We start from the raw sequence: 21,346 nt of genomic DNA, 5'->3' as shown, positions 1-21,346 counted from the left end.
ATAAAATATAATTTAGTTAATTGAATGTCTATTTTTTCTTTTTGTCAGTTATTTCAACCTTCTCAATCGGGTTATCATTGGCATTAAAGAAATCTTTGTATTGTTTTTCCTGTTTCTTCAACATATCACCTACAGTTCCATCCATTCCCGGTATGGTCTTGGAAAGCATGTCCTGTGTCATCATCGGTCTCAGAGTAGCAAAAGGATCTTTTTTGAAATCGTTATACGTTTTTTCGAATTTTTCTCTGGTCAGTTCATTTACCTTTCCTCCTTTCGCCTGCATCAGGTTTTCTACGTATGAATATTCTGTGTAATCTTTCACCTTCTTATTTCCCTGAAGCACCCACGAATAATCTTTTGCATCGTCCTCTATCTTGACAATCAGACCCGGAAGACCAGAAAACTTGTAAGGACCGTCAGGGAAAGGCAAATCCGTACTGAACCATGCTGTCCATTTTCTTCCTCCAAATTCTGTGGTTGCTTTTTGTGTATTATAAGCTCCTATTTTTTGTTTATCAGTAAGAATATTCCAGTTGAATTTCGGCTCCTCGTTATATCCGATATTACTTGGAGTAAATCCACTGGCAATTTTATCAACATACTGCACTTTCATGCTTGGATAAAATTTATAAACCCTGGCAGAAATTTTAGGCTGTCTGATTGTTTTTGAAAGGTCTTTCATCACACCTGCCTTCTGCATTGCTTCTATTTCCACCTTCAGGATCGAATCCTGTGCGATAATGGTATAATCCTGATAAATCGATCTGTTTTTATCTGTAATATCCAATATCGTAATAACCTTATCTATTTTAGTAGAATCTTTTTTAGGTTTAAAAGTAAGTTCGTAAAAGAAACGGTTTGCAGTTTCTTTAGACTCCTGAGCATTGGCAAAAGCAAAGAGAGCAATTAAGAATACTGAAAGCAACTTTTTCATTGTAATAATGTTTACTTATTAGTTGCTATTGTATCAAAAATGTTACAACTTTTTTCTCTTTATTTATAAGTTCTTTATGGTAAGCCCCGGAAATATGGCTCCACCAGGTTAATAGCTATATAAAAAATTATTTTCAGTGGCATCTTCTTTTTTCATATTCATTTTTAAAGATTATTATGTCGTCAAAACCTTTATAGCTATAAAAGTTTTAACTTTAAATACCTAAAAACAAAATTAATATGGACACATTAGCTCAATTAAAATCCGAACTTGATAGTGAGTATCAAACCACCAGAAAATTCTTTGACCTCTATCCCGATGACAAAAATGAGTATGCTCCTCACGAAAAAAGCATGAAAATGAAATCGCTTGCCAACCATCTTGCTGATGTTTTTGAGTGGCCCAACACCATGCTGAAAACATCTGAACTGGATTTTGGAACCGCACAACATCCAACCACGTCTGCTACGAAAGAAGATTTATTAAAAAAACTGGATGAGAACTATAAATCGGGTATCGACGCATTGGAAAATGCAAAAGAAGATGACCTGAATTCTACCTGGGCTTTAAAACATAATGGGCATGAATTGGCAAAATGGACCAAGTATGCATCAATCCGCCACAGTTTAAATCAAATTACCCACCACAGAGCTCAGCTGGGAGTATACTACAGGCTCAATGATATTCCTTTGCCGGGAAGTTACGGTCCGTCTGCAGACGTACAAAGCTTTTAAAATATAGTTTAAATGAAAAAGCCAATCCCTTGGGATTGGCTTTTTCTGTTTATGTAGTTTATTATTTGAAGTTAAATTTCACGGTAAACATTACCTGACTTGGACGAAGCTGATATCTCGTATAGGTAATATTGGTCGTATTAATATCATAGGTTTCGAATACCTTTTTATTCGCAATATTCATCCACTTCAGTTCGAAATCTATTTTCTTCTTAGCCCAGGTAAACTGATAGGACACATCGTAGAATCCGTTATGGTACTTCTGTTCAGCTGCATTTGTATTCACCTGATCCCAATTGAACCCGATTGTATGGTTTTCTATAGGATAGAAGAAAAGTCCAAGATTATGGGTAAAGCCTGTTCTGGTAGCGTTAGAACTAACCTTTCCAACACTCGTCTGTTTTGTTCGGGAAATACTTGCGTTATAATCTATACTCATCCAGCTGAAATAAGTATTATTGAATTTAATTCCGTACGACTGGCTGTTATTCTTGTTGGTATAGGAATCATTATTTAAAAACAGGTCTGATTTCACAGTGTTGTTACTATAGCTAAAGGAGGCATTGGTTTTAAACTTTGGAAAATACTTTCCAACTTCTGCACTGTATCCATTATTCAATACATGATTATCCTGTTCTTTGTAATTCATTATTGTATATCCCGCACCATTGATTGTAGGATTGGAAATCAGGTTTCTTTTCGCATCGGAATACCTGTAGTTTATATTAAAGAATAAATTATTCAGCGGGTTTCTGTATTCAATTCTTGTTCCTGCTGATTTATTGTTGTTCTGAGGAATCGGGTTTTTTGGATCCATTGCATTAATTCCACTTGGAGAAGTCATCAAGAATCCTGAATATGCTGTATTAATTTCTCCAAAATTATTATTGATATTCGCGTTTACCGACGCTTTCCAGAATGAAGCAAATGTATATTGAGCAAAAACACTTGGCTCAAATGTAACTTTATTAACCGTTTTAGAAACATTTCTGAACGGGTCCTCCGCTTTAATATTATTAGAATTGACCGGGAAGTTGGCATAAAGCATCCAGGAATCATTTTTATAATTAACACCTAAGCTTCCATAAGGAGTTGCTGTAGAATATCTCAGGTCATTGCTGTATGCGGTAGGAAGTGTCGGTAGATCATTCGGATTCGTGGATGGAATTGTTTCAATGTTATACAGGTCTGAAACCAGATCCGTTGTTTTGAAATTAAATCCTACTTCAGGAGTAAAGGTCCATCCCTTTGTAGAAAATCCAATATTTGCAGAATGATTTGCCTCAAAAGTTTTAAGCCTTAGGTTTTGGGTAACAAAATCAGAATTCGGTAACACTTTAAATCCAGGGATATCCAGATATGATGTTGGAGAAACTTCCAATGTTTGCCTGTCTGTCTGATAGCTTACATAGGATAAAAGGTTCACCATTTTTTCCTTCCATGGTATAATAGTACTTAAGGAGTTTTGAAATGATGTCGTAGGAGATTCAAGGCTTTCCCCCGCATTTCTTTGTTTTCCGGAAGTAACGTCGGTTCTGTCTACCAGTCCTCTGTCTGCATTCCAGTATTGAGAAAAGCTTGTTGTATTCTTGAAGAATCCCTTTTTTGCATTTTTTGTAAAAATCAATTCTCCTTTAGCTTTATCCGTATAAAAATTATTAAGAATATTAGTTGTATTGGAGCTTCCATCGAAATAATCTTTCCTGTTGTAAGCCTCTCTTTCTACTGCATTATTTGTATAGTTGGCATTGGCCTTAAGTTCCCATTCTTTCTTTTTATCGATATTGGTTAAATAATTAGCGGATAAATAGTGGACATTATTTAATAAGTATCTTTTTACCGGAAGGCTGGGAGTGTCTGCATTTTCTACATTGAGCCAGTCATTTTGTGAGGCATTAATCCTTTTTCCTTCGAACCTGTTTCCAAAAGCCAATATATTTCCTTCATTTTCAACCTGCTCTCCCATATTATTGGTTTTATAATTAACTACCCATTGGCTTTTCTGTCCAAAGAACATAGGGGTCAGTTTCACATTCCAGAGCCAAGGTTCTCCAAATCCTGTTCCTACTTCTCCTCTACCAGTCATGGTAACGGAATTCTTTAATTTGATATTGATTGCCGCCTGGTCGGAAGGTACTTTATCCTGAAGGATTTTTACAGGCTGATGGTTTTCAAGTACTTCAACTTTCTGTACAGCATCCTTTGGTAAAGAATTATTAATCGTTCCGTATCCTCCTTCCATAAGGTCTTTCCCATTAACGTAGAATTTATTGATCGCATTCCCCTGATAAAGTATCGTTCCGTCCGTATTAACCTCAATACCAGGAATCTTTTTCATCACATCAGCCAGCGTCCTGTCACTCTTACTGTCAAAAGCTTTAAGATCATACGCAATGGTATCCCCTCTCGCCGTAATCATCTTGGTTTTCAGTTGAACTTCCTTGATCTCGGTAGCCTCCGACTGCATTTTAAAACTTAGCGTCTGATCACTGTTGCTTATCTGTTTAGTTAATGGTTTTTGGTTAAATGCCTTTACTTTCAAATCAACATTAGACTCTGCTGTAGTAAAAGTTACTTTATATTCCCCTTTTGAATTGGTAATTCCATAAGCTAAGATCGCATCTTTACCCGGTTCTTCCACCGTTACACTTGCGCTTGGAATAGGAACACCATCTTCATCTGTGATTTTTCCTGTAACCGTCTTTTGTGCATAAGTAAGCACAGAAAGAAAAATCATCAGAAATAAAGTAATATTCTTTTTCATAATTCTAGTTATTTGCTTAATTAGTTATTATTCGGTGTTTTTTGTTACACATCTATAGAGATGCATTTCAGGCAAATAAGTTAAAACACTGTTTTTCACTATGTTTTTAGTGATAATTTTTTTTTGTTTTTTTGTTTGTGTATTTTAGGGATATAAGTTTTGCTTCATTTTATTTTGACTAAATAAAATAAATGATTAAAGCCATAGGTTAAATAAATCTTAATTTACTTAATATCAATATTTATTTAATAGTTTTGTAACATAAAATTTATAAAATGGGAATTGTCTTAAAGCCTATTGACATTGTAGATGACATTACTAAGGAAGAATTCTACGAAAAATATCTAAGGCCGAGAAGGCCTGTTGTCATCAAAAATATGGCAAAAAAATGGCCTGCATATCAAAAATGGACAATGGACCACATCAAAGAGACAGTAGGAGACGTAGAAGTTCCATTATATGACAGTTCCAAAGCTGATCCCTCAGCACCGATCAATACCCCTACTACAAAAATGAAGTTTGGCGATTATATAGACCTGATCCAAAGAGAACCTACCGATCTTCGTATTTTTTTCTTTGATCCTATTAAATACGCCAATAAGCTGCTGGACGATTATATTTCTCCAAAAGATTTAATGGGAGGCTTCCTGGATAAATATCCTTCCATGTTTTTCGGAGGAACAGGGTCCGTTACTTTTCTGCATTACGATATAGACCTTCCCCATATTTTTCATACCCACTTCAACGGAAGAAAGCACGTTATTCTTTTTGAAAATAAATGGAAAGAAAGATTATATAAGATCCCTTATACCACCTATGCATTGGAGGATTATGACATTTCAAATCCTGATTTTACCAAATTTCCCGCACTGAATGGGATCGAAGGTATAGAATGCTTTCTGGAACATGGGGATACCTTGTTTATGCCTACAGGATGGTGGCACTGGATGAAATATCTGGACGGAAGTTTCTCTCTTTCCTTAAGAGCATGGGATAAATCCTGGGCTGTAAAGGCCCACTCTATCTGGAATCTTACGGTACAACGTAAATTCGATGATATTATGAAGGTCAATTTCAAGAAGAAATACATGGACTGGAAGGAAAAAATAGCCATAAAAAGAGCGGAAATAGCCTTACGCAGAGGCCTGCCTAAGTAATTATTCTTATTTTAAAAAATTCTTAATCATAGGTTTTGATCCAATCGGAACCCATAATTTTTTGTTGGATACTAAGACTATTTGTATTGAATTCTAAATTTTGTGGAGTCCTTTAGTTATTACGCATGATAAATAAAATACTATTGCATTACACTTCTTTTTATTATTTTTATCTGGTCTAAATATTTATGATAGTGATTTGAATCATAGATTAAAAAAAACTTAAACACAATATTATATTTATTTAATTTAATAATTTTGTAACATAAAATTTACAGAATGGGAATTATTTTAAAGCCTATAGATGTTGTAGACGATATCAGTAAAGAAGATTTCTACGAAAAATATCTAAAGCCGAGAAGGCCCGTTGTCATCAAAAACATGGCAAAAAAATGGCCTGCATATCAAAAATGGACAATGGATTATATGAAGGAAACGGTAGGTGATGTAGAAGTCCCCTTATATGACAGCTCAAAGGCTGACCCGTCTGCTCCCATCAATGCATCTGCAGCCAAAATGAAATTTGGAGATTATATCGATTTGATTCAGAAAGAGCCTACAGATCTTAGAATCTTTCTTTTTGATCCGATCAAATTTGCTCCAAAACTTCTTGAAGATTATATTTCTCCCAAAGAATTAATGGGAGGTTTCCTTGATAAATATCCGAATATGTTCTTTGGAGGAAAAGGGTCCGTTACTTTCCTTCATTTTGATATCGATATGGCGCATATCTTCCATACGCACTTCAACGGCAGAAAACATATCATGCTCTTTGATTACAAATGGAAAGAAAGGCTTTATCAGATTCCTTATGCTACGTATGCTCTGGAAGATTACGATATTGAGAATCCTGATTTCACTAAATTCCCGGCGCTTGACGGAGTGGAGGGTATTGAATGCTTCCTTGAACATGGAGACACCTTGTTTATGCCTACAGGATGGTGGCACTGGATGAAGTATCTGGACGGAAGTTTCTCAATTTCCTTAAGGGCTTGGGATAAATCCTGGGCAGTAAAGGCACACTCTTTATGGAATCTTACGGTACAGCGTAAATTTGATGATATCATGAAGTCCAATTTCAAAAAAAGGTATATGGACTGGAAAGAGAAAAAAGCTGTTGAACGAGCCAATTATGCTTTAAAAAGAGGCTTACCAAAATAAAAAAAGGCGTTTCAGATGAAACGCCTTTACTTTTACAAAATCCTATACACAGGATATTGCCTGAATGTCTTTTCTTCAAAATAAGGAGAATGTTTATAAACCCAGTCTAGCTGAGCAGCACCATCATCTGCAAATTTTTTATCTGATGATTTTTTATCGTCAAACTCCTTTTTCAGTTTAGGGTCTTTTTTTAATAGTTCAGCCGCGGTATCTTCAAAGATATATGCTGAAAAATATTCCTTTTGTGCCAGAATACCATCAAAGAAATTCCAGTTAAAGAAGGAATCCAATGCTTCCGGCTCAAGGGTTTCAATAATGTATTTAACTCCCGGCTGCTGTGTAGAAACTATATAATCACCTTTCAGGAAATTCACTTTTTTATCGGATTTATCAACCGTTGTTTCATAATGAAGATAATGTCCTTCGTATGGATTTTTAACCGTTTTAAAATCATTGATCTTATAGGATTCCACCACTATTGCACTGTCCTTTTGAATCGGTTTCATTTCTATTTTATTCCTTTTGAATTCTTCAATAACCCTGTACTGAGACTGCGGAATGACATAATATTTTGGAATTGTAATGTAACCCGTAGGAACAGCCGTCGTAAACAATTTTATATTTTTTGTAAAAGGACTTGTCCTGTCGTAATACAATCTTGGTTTTCCGGATACTTCACTGGGTTTATATTTTCCTTCATATCCTTTAAAATCCATCGTGGAAAATTTTGTAGAATCGATCTTCCAGCGGATACCATATTGTTTTCCTGGCTGATATTGCTTTAGGTTTTCAATACGATAGTCTTTGATCTTTTTATACTCTTTATCCAGATTCTGAAGGTTAACAAGCATATACTTATACGTTGCATCAACCCTTTTGTCGTAAGGTTTGAGCATATGCGTTTCCGGAACCGTGCCCAATGAGTTGAATAAAGAAGTATATCCCGTTGAGTATCGTGGTGAATCCTCAAAGGCAGCAAATCCGATTTCAGGGACATCCCCGTGAATATTCACATAAGGAGTGCTCTCATATCCCAGTTTTTTTAAATCCTGCAGGTTCTTTGCCTGATAATCATTGTAAAAATAATTTCCCAGTACATTTCCCAGACGTTCTTTAAAAGTTGAAATATAGGTAAACGTATATTGGTAATCTGCCCCGTTGCTTACATGGTTATCGATAAAGACATCCGGCTTCAGCCACTGGTATATTTCCTGGAAACTTCTGGCATTTTTAGAATCGGCTTTAATAAAATCCCTATTCAAATCATAGTTCCTGGCATTTCCTCTGAATCCGTATTGTTCCGGACCGTTTTGATTCGCTCTGGAGTAAGACCCTCTGTTCAGCATTCCGCTTACGTTATATGCTGAAATAGCCGCTATGATAAAATTCTGTGGAGTCTTTATTTTTTTTGTGGCAAGATCCCGAATGAGCATCATGGTTGCATCAATTCCGTCCGGTTCTCCCGGATGGATTCCATTATTAACAAAAAGGATCGCTTTTTCTTTTCTCAGCTTTTCAAGATCTTTTTCCGGAAACGGATTATAAATAACCAGATAGATTGGCTTTCCGTTATCATCTTCCCCTTTTTTAAGGTATTGAATTGTATTAAATTTTTTAGCCAGCTCCTGGTAATAGTTATTCATATCATCATAGGTAACGGTCTGGTTGCCATTTCCTTTTTCAAAAGGCGTCTGGAAAGATTGCTGTGAAAAAAACAATGAAGAACTGAGTAATAATAGAACAAATTTAAGTTTCATGAAGATAAAATTTCAGATTATAAAATTACTGAAATTATTGATGAATCTTTTGGTTAATCACAAAGACCCGGGGTTTCTTTTTAAGAAGTAATAAAGTATCTGATTATCATTGATTTATCGATTAGCAGCTACCCATTCCTTCCTGTCTCATCAGGATATAAAGCAGGAAGAGGATCACTCTGCCAGAACTCTTTGGTGTCTGCATCCATAATGGACAATGATCCTGTATAAGCAGCCCCGGTATCCAGATTCCAGACATTGGCTTTGTGTAGAGGTTCTTTGCTTCCCAGATCAATAGTAGGGGTATGTCCAATAAATATCTCGTTATACAAAAGCAGCCTTTTAGGATATAATTCAGAGTTCTTGCTTAGCTTTTTATCCATACAAACAGCCGTTTCCCAAAGCGTCCGATCCCATCGGTAATTGCTGGAATAGACCTCTCTTTCCGGGCCGTGCATTGAAGAATATCCGGCATGAATAAATAAACGGTTCTGATCGTCTACATCATAGTTTTTCATATGCTGAAAAAACTCCAAATGTTGCTGTAATTCTATTTCGGAATAAGCATCATAACTTTCGATAGTCTTTCTCCCTCCATTATTGAGCCACACTTCAGGAGTTTCCCCGAAAGAAAGCCAGTCTTCACACCAGGCATCATGGTTTCCTTTAATAAAAATACAATCCTGCTTTTTTGAAAGTTCAATCAGAAAGGCAATAATATGGGAAGATTCACTCCAGCCGTCTACATAATCTCCAAGAAAGATTAATTGATCATCACTCCTTACCTGAGCCCGGTCAAGAACCTGGATCAGCGCTTTAAAACCTCCATGAATATCACCTATTACTAACTTTCTCTTCATTTTTACTTTGAAATATATTTCGCGTCAACAAAATCCGTCAGCCAGACTCCATTGTCTGAAAGATAGAACTGAATTCCTTCTTCAGACATTTTGCCTGTCCGGATGGTCAAAATTACAGGTTTTCCGTGACGCATTCCCACTTTTGTAGCAGTATCTTTATCTGCACTCAGATGAACATGCTGCCTGCTTCTTTTTTCAATCCCTTTTTCCATAATGGAACTGATATTACTTTCTGCAGTTCCATGGTAGAGATATTCCGGAGGCTGCTGAGGAATCAATGCCAGATCTATATCAATAGAGTGTCCCTGGTTAGCTCGTATTTTCGTTTTATCTTCGTTAAAAGCAAACCTTTTTTTGTTATTTGTTTCTACGACCTTATCTAATTCCTCCATCGTAAAATGCACTCTTTTGCGAGCCGATTTTGTAATCAATTCTTCCACATCCGCCCAACCATTTTCATCTAAATGCAGATGAATTGTTTCTGGCTGATGACGGAGAATCAGGCTTAAAAATTTACTTATTCTTTTATTTTCTATTTCGTTCATGATTATGTTTTTTATTTAGCAATGATATTCTTCAGGATCAGATCTTACTTGAATTCCTGTTGTTTCAATTATACTTTAAAATAATCACTTATAGTATTCATTGCTCTATTACTTACTAAAATATTTTGTCTCCAGCTTTTCACATATTTTTTCAATATCTTCCTTCCTTACCAATTCTGAAATCCAGTCTTCAGGAATATTTTCAAAACCATAATAAATTCCAGCAATTCCTCCTGTTATAGCCCCTGTAGTATCGGTATCTTCACCTAAGTTAACCGCTTTCAATACCGCTTCAGAATAACTTTCTGAATTCATAAAACACCATAAAGAAGCTTCTAAACTGTGTAGAACATATCCTCCGCTTTTAATTTCATCTTCAGTATATTTCCAAATATCATTTTTTAAAAGCCTATCGAAAAGCTTAATTTCATTTGGATTAAAGCCTTTGATTTCTGCATATTTTAAACTTCTTTTTTGCATAAACTCATATGCTTCTTCTTTTCTTTTCCCTTTTATTAATTGGATAGCAAAAACAATATAGATAAAACAGGCAAATACTGAGCGAAAATGGCCATGGGTAATAGCAGAAACTTCTTTAATTGTTTTATAAAGCATGTCGATATCCTCTTGTTTTTCAAGATAAAAAGCTAATGGAAGAATTCTCATCAATGAACCATTTCCATTATCTTCCTCAAAGATATTTCCTGAAAATTTTGCGCTTTCGCCTTTTATCAGCCTTGCAATAGAATATCTTGTTGTTCCGCCAATATCAAAAAGTTTTCCATGAGCCGTCCAATGTCCATATTTATTCCACTTAACAAAACTATGTCCTATTTTCTCTAAATCATATCCTTTAGTAAGCTCCTCTGCCAGACAAAGTGTTAAAGAGCTATCATCACTCCAGGTCCCTTTAGGCTGATTCCAAGACATATATTCCAAATATCCTTTAACCGGTGATTTCTTTAAATCTTCTCTTTTCTTAAATTCAACAGGAACCCCTAACGCATCTCCAACACAAACGCCGAAAATTCCAGATTTTACCACATTCTCCATTATGCCATATTTACAAGCTTATCAAACAATAATTTCATTCCCTTTGTTGCACTTTCTTTCATCACTACAGCTCTTTTACCATATCCGAACTCCGTTTCATTGGGATTGATAACGATCAAAAGACAATCATCTTTAATTTCATGGATCAGACCTGCTGCCGGATATACCTGCAAAGAAGTTCCGATAACAATTAAAATATCTGCTTCTTTTACCTTTTCTCTTGCTACATTGTATAAAGGCACATCTTCTCCAAACCAAACGATAAATGGTCTTAACTGAGATCCGTCTTCAGCTTTATCACCCTCGTTAATATCATCTTTTTGCTCATAGATCAGGTCTTTGTTATGACTCGAACATGACTTAAACAATTCTCCATGGATGTGGAGGATGTTGGTTGATCCTGCCCTTTCATGAAGATCATCTATATTCTGAGTAATGATTTGTACATCGAAATACTTCTCAAGCTCTGCTAACAGCCGGTGGGCATCATTAGGTTCTACTTCGTGAAGCTGGCGGCGTCTCTGATTGTAAAACTCCAAAACCAATGCTCTGTCCCTCTTCCAGCCCTCAGGACTTGCCACATCTGTTACATTATGATTTTCCCAGAGACCATCTCCGTCTCTGAATGTCTTTATTCCGCTTTCGGCACTAATTCCTGCACCGCTTAATATGGTTAGTTTTTTCATTGTTTTTCTTTTAATAGTTTGTCATAAATTGCTTCGTTTTCATTATCGAAACAAACGAAAATAATTTTTTCAATCCTTTCTGTCCAAAAATTTTGAACTTCATTAATAGCAATTTTTGCTGCTAATTCTTTCGGGAAATGATAAATTCCGGTACTAATGTTCGGAAAAGCTATTGTTTTAGCATCAAGACTCTCTGCTAATAGTAAAGAATTCCTGTAACAATTAGCTAAAAGCACCGATTCTTTTGCTTCATCACCATTCCAGACCGGTCCCACGGTATGAATAACATAAGTTGCAGGAAGATTTCCTGCAGAAGTTACAACCGCCTCGCCCGTTTTACATTTTCCTTGTTTATTTCTTATATGAATACATTCTTCTAATATCTGCTTTCCACCTGCACGATGAATAGCCCCATCAACACCACCTCCTCCAAGTAAAGACGAATTTGCCGCATTTACAATAACATCAGCCTTTACTTTAGTGATATCGCCTTTTATTAATTCAATAAGTGGGCTCATCTAATTTTAATTTTTGTTTCCATTTTTTAATTTATTACCAAAACTGCCTCTTCATCAGACAGCTTAATTTCTACGGTTGCACCACTATTGAACTGCAAAAAATCCTGTTCAATTCCATCACTAAATATAAAGCCATTATTTGGCATTAATGATTCTATCACGAGCCTATTTCCTCTTTTTATGCGCCCACTGCAAATTTCCGTTTGTGTTGCTTTACTTTTGAAAGGTTCTCTCACCGCAAAGTATAGATCATCTTCATTGAGTTCCGGATATTCCAGTTCTTTAGATCCTAAAATTCCATAGGCCATATTAAAGATCGAGCTTAGCCATCCGGTACTTCCTGTCTTTGTAGAAACAATAATTCCACTGGAGGAATGCATCTCTTCTTTTCCGTTCATAACCACCTTATACCTTGCTGAGCTATGGGAAGAAACACCAATGAAAAGATCATTTACAGCCAGGAGCTTTTGCCCGTCATTCAATACTGCTTCAGCAAACTTCATTCTCTTTGAACTAAAATTTTCGTTTATGACAGAATAAATGCCATCCAGAAAGTTTTTTGTATTAAAAGGAAGCAGTACTCCATCATACCTTTCCTGGTCAGGATTAATTGCTACGATAGGTATATTTTTTGAGTATTTTGCTACATTCGCTACCAATCCATCCTGCCCAACCACCACAATTAAATTCTTTTGAGAGAAAATAAAGGAGGGTACAAATTCTCTTTCTACCACTTTATTTTTAATTATTTTGGACAGTTTTGTCTGGACTTCAAGAAATGACTGATAGAACTTTTCATGTTCAGTAACATATTCTTGAAAATCACCACCTGAACTTTCAATATAAAACCGGGCCTGTGCCTTTGTATTGAACCGCTCAATCAAAGCTTCCAATCTCGTTTTGTTCTTAATAATAATTGCGTATTCTGGTTTCATGGCTTTACTTCAATTGCTTATTTTAAATGCTTTTCATTCCTTTCATCGCTTAATGCTGTTTTAAGAGATTTTCCAATAAGTCCGGGCTTATATTTAAGTTTCCTATTTTCCCTGCATTTTCAGCAAGCTCTCTAAAAGCCAGTGCAATATTGGATCTTGCATCCTGGTTTCCACTCAAAGCACTTAGAATTCTCCAATCCATTTCTTTATATGGTTTCAATGAGGTTTCCAATACATAGCCCTGGGTTTCAGCTTCTTTTCTGTCATTTTCTGTCTTTTGCTCTATCAGCTGTTTTCTTTGATTTTCAACGGAAATATCAGCAGCAATCTTCATTTCTCTAAGGATCTTATTATTTTCCTCCTGCTGGATCTCTGTTTCCATTCTTTTTTCTTCGATCTGTTTTTGTTTTTCCTCAACTGCTATCTCTGTATTCAGCTCAGATTCTTTGATCTTTCTTTCCTGCTCCACAGCAAAGTTTCTTCTCTCATAAATAGCTTCATCTGCCTGCTGCTGGAGTTTCTCCCTGGTTTCCGTTTCTAATGCCCTGGCCATTTCCGGAGTGGTTTGAACCGCCAGAATACTGGCTCCCAATATTTCAATGCCCATGGTTTGGATGGTTTCTGAAGCCTTAAGCCCTTCTAAAATATGTTCCTCAATCTTCTTGGCAGAGCGAATGGCATCTTTTAAACTCATGTCATGGATAAATGATGAAGTAGAAGTCTGTGCCAGGTTAATGATTCTCTGGTTAAGCTTCTCAATATCATTTTTCTTATATACTCCTGATTCGTTAACCGTAAAATCCAATGTATTGGATAAAGCTTTTGGATCAATAATTTTATAGCTGATCTGTCCCTGGATTTTTACCGTCTGATAATCAAGCGTATTTTCATTAAAAATAAACGGCAGATCATTACTTCCCATCGGAATTGCTACAATAGAACTGTTTGGGGCAAAATAAAAGAATGATAGCCCTCTTCCTTCTCTTACGGTTTTCCCATTTTTAAAATGAAGAACGTAAGTCATTGAATCGAATTTGATGTGTCTGAAACCAAACATTGCTTTACTTTTTTAAGAGTTAATATTTGTGTTGTTTTTACGCTAATTAAACAGGACATAAGTTTATCTTGTTTAAAAGAATGTATTCTTCATTGATGAACATAAAATCCTTCCCGAATGCATATTTTCACTGTTGATTAATATTTTACATTATTGCCTTAACGGATAATAAATCCCTGTCCCGGGCCATATCATTCTTTTAGATCATCCCGGACCTCCATTAAAGCGAACCCTAAAAGATTCTCTCCTCTCCAATGAAGCGGATTTTTTGCTTCAGGATCTGATTCCAGCATTCCTATTCCCCAGATCTTATCATAAGGACTTGCTTCAATAATAAGCTTATCACCCGTTGATAATAGAAATTTTTTAAGCTCTCCGTTTTGCAAAAATTTAAAAAAGTTTCCTCTCTTTACAATTTCATATTTATGCTCATCCCAAATATGATGATCAAAGTTTTTAATCTTTCTTCCTAATCCCTTTGCCTCCTTTGGGTCCTGTGCTTCAATGATAAGAGCTTCGATATTCTCATCATTAAATAGTCTTGCTTTTTCTGCCATCATATAATGCTCTGCCGTTTTATAAATAACTCCTCCTTCTTCAAATTCAGCCAGATACCACTGACTGAAGCACGCCTTCGTGATCTGATCTTTGGCTGTATGACCCCAGAAAAATAAGAATTCCAACTCCTCTTTATTTTGAAACTTTTGGATGATATTTTGCAGATTATATTTCATGTTTGCGTTATTATTACACAAATGTAAGAGAATACTTTATTTCCCTCCAAATTTATTTGCGTTAATTTTACACTAATATCTTTAAAACATTGATTTTCAATTACATTAATTTATTATTGTACATTTTTATTTTAAATAATCCATCGAATAGTTTTATAAAAAAACGGGCTAAAGCCCGTTTTTCATTTGATATGATGATCATTTGTTATTATGTATTTACTTAGAAATATATGGTTTATACTCCTATTTGATTTCAAAATAAAATCCTTGCTCCTCAAGTTCCTTATATTTCTCCTGATTAAAAGTAAATAGTTTTCCCGGTCTTCCGCTCCCTTCTTTTTTAAGGTTGTTGGTTTCATTGAGAAGACCATAGCTCATGATCTTTTTACGGAAATTTCTGCGGTCTATCTCCTGGCCAATGATTGTTTTATAGAGGTTTTCCAGATCAGAAAACGGAAATTCCTCATTAAGAAGATTGAAACCAATCGGCTGGTATTGAATTTTCGTACGAAGTCTTTTTAACGCAATATCCAGTATTCCTTTATGATCAAAAGCAAGCTTTGGAAGCTGATTAACACTGAACCATTGTGCGTCTTCCGCATCGGAATCTGCAAATAGTTCATAGTAAGAAGGGTTTACCAAGCCTAAATAAGCTATAGAAACGACTCTGTTCCTGGGATCCCTACCCACATTACCAAAAGTATAAAGTTGTTCCAGAAAATCGGGCTTTATGCCAGCCTCTTCATACAGTTCCCTTTTTACAGCATCATCAAGATTTTCATCATCAAGAACCAATCCGCCCGGTAATGCCCATCCTCCTTTGAAAGGATCAATTTTTCTTTTTATCAAAAGAACCTGAAGATCCTTCTTATCAAAGTATCCAAATATAACTGCATCTACTGCTACTTTAATATTCTGCATAATATAGTTTGCGTTGTGAATACACAAAGTTAATGTTTTGAATTAAAAACTCCATCGTTAAAAAGGCAAAAACCAACAAAATAAAATTTCTTACCTTTAATTTAAAATTATAACCAACTTAAAACTAAACATTTATGAAAAATCTAATGTTCATTGTAATCGCAGCTTTTCTATTGACAGCTTGCGAAAAAGGAAAACCCAATATGGGTAAGGAATCCACAGGATCTGATTCTGCAGCATGGAAACCTGTAGATTCTGCTACCGCTGTAAAGGCATGGACTGAATATGCTACTCCCGGAGAGATGCACAAAATGCTTGCTAAATCAGATGGGAAGTGGACCGGAGAAACGACTATGTGGATGGAAGAAGGAGGAAAACCTATCAAAAGTACATCTGAGTGTACCAATAAAATGATCTTTGGCGGACGTTATCAGGAGAGCGTACACACCGGTAATATGTGGGGAATGCCTTTTGAAGGAAGGAGCATTGTTGGATACGATAATGCGACTAAAAAATTTGTAAGTACATGGATGGATAATATGGGAACAGGAATAATGTATACTACAGGAGATTGGAACGCATCAAAGAAATCAATTGAATTTAAAGGTAAAATGCCTGACATTGCAAGACCTGGAAAAGAATGCGATGTAAGGGAAGTTTTTACATTCGTGGATGATAACACTCAAATCATGGAAATGTATGGTCCCGGCTCCAAAACCGGTAAGGAAATGAAAACAATGGAAATAAAATTCACCCGTAAAAAATAGAAAATAAAAAAACCGCTTCAGGGGAAGCGGTTTTTTATGCTAATTGGTTTCTGATGCACTTGTTACCGGAACGCTGAAATTATTGTTTAAATAATTAACGTTGTAGACCTGCCCGCTCCAAGTCCCTGTTGTGGAGTTGAAAACATATATTTATGATCATACTTATCAGCAAACGTTAACAATAGTAAAAAACACACCTCATTTTCAGTGATTTACCTGATTCTACACCTTATTTTATTATAGAAATTTGATATAGTAAAAAGGTCCAGGCCGAAAACCTTAAAAAGTAGGCATAAAACAAACTAACATTATCATGAATGTAAAAAATTTATTAAGAGTACTTATTGTAATTATCGTCATTATTGGCGGAGTTATTATTATTGTAATAGGCAAAAAACCATTTCCTGAGCCTGAATGTATTGTATGTGGTACTAAACTTATAACCATGCTTGGTATCGTTGAAATTATTCTGGGATTAGGAGCGCTGGTAGTGCAGAGAAACCTGATTGATAAGCAGAGAAATCTATAAAAATAAAAAGACCGATATGATATCGGTCTTTTTTATATTAATCGTTTAGCTTTAATACGGCCATAAATGCAGATTGCGGTACTTCTACCCTACCAATCTGTTTCATCTTTTTCTTACCTTCCTTCTGTTTTTCCAAAAGCTTACGTTTTCTGGAAATATCTCCCCCGTAACACTTCGCTGTAACATCTTTTCTTAGAGCTTTAATGGTTTCCCTCGCGATAACCTTCGTTCCCAATGCAGCCTGAACCGCAATATCAAACTGCTGTCTAGGGATCAGTTCACGAAGCTTTTCACACATCTTTTTACCGATATGATAGGCATTACTATCATGAATCAATGAAGAAAGGGCATCTACCATATCGCCATTGATCAGGATATCCATTTTTACAAGCTTGGAAGCTCTGAATCCGATCGGATGATAATCAAATGATGCATATCCTTTAGAAATGGATTTCAGTCTATCGTAGAAATCGAATACAACTTCTGCCAGAGGCATATTGAATATCAGCTCTACTCTTTCAGAAGTTAAATAACTTTGGTTAACGATCTCTCCTCTTTTCTCAATACATAAAGTCATTACCGATCCTACAAAATCAGATTTGGTAATAATAGAAGCTTTAATAAACGGTTCTTCCACTCTATCCATTGTAGATGGATCCATCATTTCAGATGGGTTATTAATCAAAATAGGAACATTCGGTTCTTTTTTAGTATATCCGAAATAAGAAACGTTCGGTACCGTAGTGATAACGTTCATATTGAATTCCCTGTCCAATCGCTCCTGAACAATTTCCATATGCAGCATTCCTAAGAAACCACATCGGAACCCAAAGCCCAGAGCAGCAGAACTTTCCGGTTCAAAAACTAAAGAAGCGTCGTTAAGCCTTAATTTCTCTAATGAAAATCTAAGCTCCTCAAAATCCTCAGAATCAATAGGATAAATCCCTGCAAATACCATCGGTTTAACTTCCTCAAATCCTTCAATCGGTCCACTTGCGGGTTTATCGAAAGAAGTGATGGTGTCTCCTACTTTAACTTCTCTAGCATCTTTAATTCCAGAAACCAAATATCCTACATCTCCACATCCAATTGTCTTTTTAGGAACCTGCTTCAGCTTTAAAGTCCCTACTTCGTCAGCTCCATATTCTTTTCCAGTGGCAAAAAATTTTATTTTTTCGTTTTTGGAAATACTTCCATTTACTACTTTAAAATAGGCTTCTATACCACGGAAAGGATTGTATACGGAATCGAAGATCAAAGCCTGAAGTGGTGCATCAGGATCTCCTACAGGAGCAGGAATTCTTTCCACAATCTGCTCAAGCAGATGATGAACCCCTTCACCGGTTTTCCCGGAAACCCTTAATACATCTTCATATTCGCAACCAATTAAATTCATGATTTCATCAGTCACTTCTTCAGGATTGGCTGAAGGTAAATCGATTTTATTAAGAATAGGAATGATCGTCAGATCATTCTCCAATGCAAGATAAAGATTACTAATAGTCTGTGCCTGAATACTTTGAGCAGCATCTACAATAAGAAGCGCTCCTTCGCAGGCAGCAATTGATCTGGAAACCTCATAAGAGAAATCCACGTGTCCCGGGGTATCGATCAGATTTAAAATATATTTTTCCCCTTTATATTCATAATCCATCTGGATCGCGTGAGATTTAATCGTAATCCCACGTTCTTTCTCCAAATCCATATCATCCAGCGTCTGAGACTGTAATTCCCTCTGGGTAACTGTATTGGTATATTCCAATAAACGATCCGCCAAAGTACTTTTACCGTGGTCAATATGAGCGATTATGCAAAAATTTCGTATGTTTTTCATTTAAGAACCTTGTAATTTGCAAAGATAAAAAAAAGCAAGACAATTCATTGCTGTTAATTTTAATCAGTGAAATTAATTTATAATTCCGAAGGAAAATCGTATTCTCCCGTTAAAGGATCAATATAGATTTCAAACTTATCCCCTTTTTTCATTTTCTTTTGTTCTGCTCCCTGTTGAATTGCATCAGCAACACCTCCAATTAAACCAAACATTCCTAATGTATTATTAGAAGCTGCAGGAAAAAGATATCCTCTGTTGCTTACCACATAAAATCCTTTTTCATTTCTATTTAAATCCAGAAAGCCTGATAATCCCTTTTTATAAGCCTTTCCGTTTTCCACATAAGCAAACATTTTGTAGGCAGGAATCTTATTCTTTTTACCATTTTCCTCTTTTAGTGCTTTTGTCACCTCCCCTTTTTCATTCCTTTCAAGTAGATAATTTCCGGGCTCGGGAGTCTGGTTAAAGAATGAAACGTGATCCAAATAAATCCCATCCTTTAACTGATCGCTCTTATATACTGCATAATTGTCCCTGACAAATGATTCATAATCAGAAAGCTCGTTGATAGATACAGCATTTCCAACAGGTCTCTTTCTGTATGTTCTCATGAATAAATCAAAAAAAACATTAGGAACATTCTTAACTAAAAGTTCTGCAATTTCCTTATTATTGAATGTAACTACAGTATCTTTTTTATATAGGAAACGATATTGGTCCCCTTCCTTTGAAAAAGTCTGGGCTGAAAAATCAATGCTCCCGCTTGTATTTTTTCCAATTGTTTCTCCAACACTTAATTTAAGCTTTTTTAAAATCAGAACCAGGTCTGCACTTCCTCCCTCATCATTTCCTTTTTTATACCAGTTTCCTAAATCATTTCCCGGGCTTGTAAGGAAAACAACTTCCTTCTCTTCTTTTTGATTTCCAAAAGGAAGAATTCCTATTTTTTTGTCTTCTCTTTGATCAATGACCGTTAAAGACTTATAAGTTTCTTTTCCGTAATTTGGAATACTCCCTTTGAATTTGATGTATTCTTTTCCCTGAGATAATACGGTGATTGCAATAAAAAGGCTTGCAGTCTGAAGTAATTTCTTCATCTTTTTTTTATATTTTTTGCAAAAGTAAAGATTAGTTTTAAACCAACTACACCAAACAAAAAACATTCATAAAAGTTATTAATCTCTATATTATTTTAAATCTTATTTTGAAAAAATGCAGTCTCCCGTAACGATAATTGTTCTAACAATGCTTGCCACAAAATATCATTTCAAACATAAAATCAAACGACTCTTACAAAAAGATTCGTAAGAGTCGTCCAACATTAAAAAAATAAACTATTATGGGTTTTGTTTCGGAGTTCCCGAATTGTTATGATCGTGAGGCTTTCTGTCATTCATCTTATCTCTCATCCTCCACTCCGATTGAAACAATTTCAGTACTTTCTGACAGGGAACTACCCGCTGCATTTTCTCAGCATATTTTTTTCTATTATCCAGTAATTTTTGTCCCAGCTCAAAGCTTTGCTGTAGCTTGACTTTGGCTTCTTCATCAGACATTTTATCAGGATCAAAATCAGGATTAAACTGGCTTTTTATCTGTTTCTGATTATCTATGTATTCATTATAAATAGCCGTAAATTCTGCTTTATCTTTCTCATCTACATTCAGATTGTCCAGCATCATATTATCTCTGAATTTTTTCAAAAGATCTTTTCTCTCTTCCGGAGAAAGGTTATTGATGATCTCCTTTCTTTGTTTAGGGTCCATCTTTTTCCAGTCATAATCCGTCCTTTGAGCATGTAAACAAAAGCCGTAAATAATAAAAAGGGTAAATAATATCTTTTTCATCTCTTCTTTTAATTATATAAATCTAAATAAACGTCTTCTGTTGAATTCTTGGCTAGTTCTGCAATCTCAGAATTAGAAAATGAATCCAGATATTCGTTCATTTTAGTTTCAGTCTGCTTTGAAACAGCGACTCCGTTCTGGGGTTTTGAAACTGTTTCTGCTTCAGTATCCTGAGAATCGTCTATCTCTGCACTTTTCTTGTTTTGAACTATTTGATCCGTGCTTTCCACAGAAATTAAATCAGATTTCAAAGTTTCGTAGGCAAGCTCGCTTTCACTCTTTGGAGCCTGGCCATTCTTTGCATAACTTACTTCAGAAATACCAGAATCTTTTATTGTATTTTGATCGGAATTGAAAACAAAAATACTTCCAAAGATCAAAGCTAATGACGCGGCAACCGCATACATCCAATTTAATTTAAATATGGGTGCTTTTTTATTTGCCTTCACGTCATTCATCACTCTTTCCTGGATCATATTAAACATATCATCAGGAGCTTTGTAAATGTTTTTACGTTCTAATTTCTCTATATCGAACTCTTTCATCTTATTAT

General features: G+C 35.5%; 21 protein-coding genes. 5 read left to right on the top strand and 16 right to left on the bottom strand.

Annotated elements, in window-relative coordinates:
• Window positions 1-28: 28 nt before the first annotated feature.
• Complete coding sequence (locus AAEU33_RS05150) at window positions 29-934, bottom strand: GLPGLI family protein (RefSeq protein ID WP_273650231.1); 906 nt, start codon at window positions 932-934, stop codon at window positions 29-31.
• Window positions 935-1,173: 239 nt separating this feature from the next.
• Here AAEU33_RS05150 and AAEU33_RS05145 point away from each other — a divergent pair, with 239 nt between their 5' ends.
• The gene (locus AAEU33_RS05145; protein ID WP_172281626.1) at window positions 1,174-1,668 is read left to right on the top strand and encodes a DinB family protein; all 495 of its coding nucleotides are present in this window, start codon (window positions 1,174-1,176) and stop codon (window positions 1,666-1,668) included.
• A 61-nt stretch (window positions 1,669-1,729) separates the two neighbouring features.
• On the opposite strand, the gene AAEU33_RS05140 is transcribed toward AAEU33_RS05145, so the two are convergent.
• Window positions 1,730-4,432: a carboxypeptidase regulatory-like domain-containing protein gene (locus AAEU33_RS05140; RefSeq protein WP_345991215.1), complete on the bottom strand. Its 2,703-nt coding sequence runs from the start codon at window positions 4,430-4,432 to the stop codon at window positions 1,730-1,732.
• Between the two features lie 275 nt (window positions 4,433-4,707).
• Between AAEU33_RS05140 and AAEU33_RS05135 the strand changes: the two genes are divergently transcribed.
• Window positions 4,708-5,589 (top strand): cupin-like domain-containing protein, encoded by an 882-nt coding sequence (locus AAEU33_RS05135; protein WP_172281630.1) that lies wholly within the window; start codon window positions 4,708-4,710, stop codon window positions 5,587-5,589.
• 279 nt (window positions 5,590-5,868) lie between these two features.
• A complete protein-coding gene (locus tag AAEU33_RS05130; RefSeq protein WP_172281632.1) occupies window positions 5,869-6,750 on the top strand; it encodes a cupin-like domain-containing protein in 882 nt (293 codons plus the stop codon).
• Between the two features lie 32 nt (window positions 6,751-6,782).
• Here the strand turns inward: AAEU33_RS05130 and AAEU33_RS05125 are convergent, their stop codons facing one another.
• The 10 genes from AAEU33_RS05125 to AAEU33_RS05080 form a co-directional block, all read right to left on the bottom strand.
• A complete protein-coding gene (locus tag AAEU33_RS05125) occupies window positions 6,783-8,507 on the bottom strand; it encodes a hypothetical protein (RefSeq protein WP_345991213.1) in 1,725 nt (574 codons plus the stop codon).
• A gap of 128 nt (window positions 8,508-8,635) precedes the next feature.
• On the bottom strand, window positions 8,636-9,367 hold the full coding sequence (locus AAEU33_RS05120) for a metallophosphoesterase family protein (RefSeq protein WP_345991211.1): 732 nt from the start codon (window positions 9,365-9,367) through the stop codon (window positions 8,636-8,638).
• 2 nt (window positions 9,368-9,369) lie between these two features.
• Window positions 9,370-9,912, bottom strand: coding sequence for an RNA 2'-phosphotransferase (locus AAEU33_RS05115; protein ID WP_345991209.1), 543 nt, complete (start codon window positions 9,910-9,912; stop codon window positions 9,370-9,372).
• Window positions 9,913-10,020: 108 nt separating this feature from the next.
• Window positions 10,021-10,965 carry an ADP-ribosylglycohydrolase family protein gene (locus AAEU33_RS05110; protein WP_345991207.1) on the bottom strand — a complete coding sequence of 315 codons (945 nt, stop codon included), beginning with the start codon at window positions 10,963-10,965 and terminating at the stop codon, window positions 10,021-10,023.
• Window positions 10,965-11,651: an NAD-dependent deacylase gene (locus tag AAEU33_RS05105; RefSeq protein WP_345991205.1), complete on the bottom strand. Its 687-nt coding sequence runs from the start codon at window positions 11,649-11,651 to the stop codon at window positions 10,965-10,967. The genes AAEU33_RS05110 and AAEU33_RS05105 overlap by 1 nt, the downstream gene beginning before the upstream one ends.
• A complete protein-coding gene (locus AAEU33_RS05100) occupies window positions 11,648-12,169 on the bottom strand; it encodes an O-acetyl-ADP-ribose deacetylase (protein WP_345991203.1) in 522 nt (173 codons plus the stop codon). The genes AAEU33_RS05105 and AAEU33_RS05100 overlap by 4 nt, the downstream gene beginning before the upstream one ends.
• Before the next feature lie 26 nt (window positions 12,170-12,195).
• Window positions 12,196-13,104: a sugar kinase gene (locus AAEU33_RS05095; RefSeq protein ID WP_345991201.1), complete on the bottom strand. Its 909-nt coding sequence runs from the start codon at window positions 13,102-13,104 to the stop codon at window positions 12,196-12,198.
• 49 nt (window positions 13,105-13,153) lie between these two features.
• Window positions 13,154-14,128, bottom strand: coding sequence for an SPFH domain-containing protein (locus AAEU33_RS05090; protein WP_345991199.1), 975 nt, complete (start codon window positions 14,126-14,128; stop codon window positions 13,154-13,156).
• A gap of 224 nt (window positions 14,129-14,352) precedes the next feature.
• Window positions 14,353-14,895: an NADAR family protein gene (locus AAEU33_RS05085; RefSeq protein WP_273650240.1), complete on the bottom strand. Its 543-nt coding sequence runs from the start codon at window positions 14,893-14,895 to the stop codon at window positions 14,353-14,355.
• 243 nt (window positions 14,896-15,138) lie between these two features.
• The gene (locus AAEU33_RS05080) at window positions 15,139-15,816 is read right to left on the bottom strand and encodes an NUDIX domain-containing protein (RefSeq protein ID WP_172281656.1); all 678 of its coding nucleotides are present in this window, start codon (window positions 15,814-15,816) and stop codon (window positions 15,139-15,141) included.
• Window positions 15,817-15,950: 134 nt separating this feature from the next.
• Between AAEU33_RS05080 and AAEU33_RS05075 the strand changes: the two genes are divergently transcribed.
• The gene (locus tag AAEU33_RS05075; protein ID WP_172281658.1) at window positions 15,951-16,583 is read left to right on the top strand and encodes a DUF1579 domain-containing protein; all 633 of its coding nucleotides are present in this window, start codon (window positions 15,951-15,953) and stop codon (window positions 16,581-16,583) included.
• Between the two features lie 313 nt (window positions 16,584-16,896).
• Window positions 16,897-17,112, top strand: coding sequence for a hypothetical protein (locus tag AAEU33_RS05070; RefSeq protein WP_345991197.1), 216 nt, complete (start codon window positions 16,897-16,899; stop codon window positions 17,110-17,112).
• A 37-nt stretch (window positions 17,113-17,149) separates the two neighbouring features.
• On the opposite strand, the gene lepA is transcribed toward AAEU33_RS05070, so the two are convergent.
• The 4 genes from lepA to AAEU33_RS05050 all read right to left on the bottom strand — a co-directional run bounded on the left by lepA (window position 17,150) and on the right by AAEU33_RS05050 (window position 21,338).
• On the bottom strand, window positions 17,150-18,946 hold the full coding sequence (gene lepA / locus AAEU33_RS05065; protein WP_345991195.1) for a translation elongation factor 4: 1,797 nt from the start codon (window positions 18,944-18,946) through the stop codon (window positions 17,150-17,152).
• 77 nt (window positions 18,947-19,023) lie between these two features.
• Window positions 19,024-20,043, bottom strand: coding sequence for a hypothetical protein (locus AAEU33_RS05060; protein WP_345991194.1), 1,020 nt, complete (start codon window positions 20,041-20,043; stop codon window positions 19,024-19,026).
• A 240-nt stretch (window positions 20,044-20,283) separates the two neighbouring features.
• Window positions 20,284-20,793 (bottom strand): hypothetical protein, encoded by a 510-nt coding sequence (locus AAEU33_RS05055; protein ID WP_172281666.1) that lies wholly within the window; start codon window positions 20,791-20,793, stop codon window positions 20,284-20,286.
• 8 nt (window positions 20,794-20,801) lie between these two features.
• Window positions 20,802-21,338: a hypothetical protein gene (locus tag AAEU33_RS05050; RefSeq protein WP_345991192.1), complete on the bottom strand. Its 537-nt coding sequence runs from the start codon at window positions 21,336-21,338 to the stop codon at window positions 20,802-20,804.
• Window positions 21,339-21,346 lie beyond the last annotated feature (8 nt).

It is taken from the genome of Chryseobacterium sp. Chry.R1 (assembly GCF_039645525.1).
Taxonomy (GTDB): domain Bacteria; phylum Bacteroidota; class Bacteroidia; order Flavobacteriales; family Weeksellaceae; genus Chryseobacterium; species Chryseobacterium proteolyticum.
This window is presented reverse-complemented; position numbering and strand designations above follow the sequence as displayed.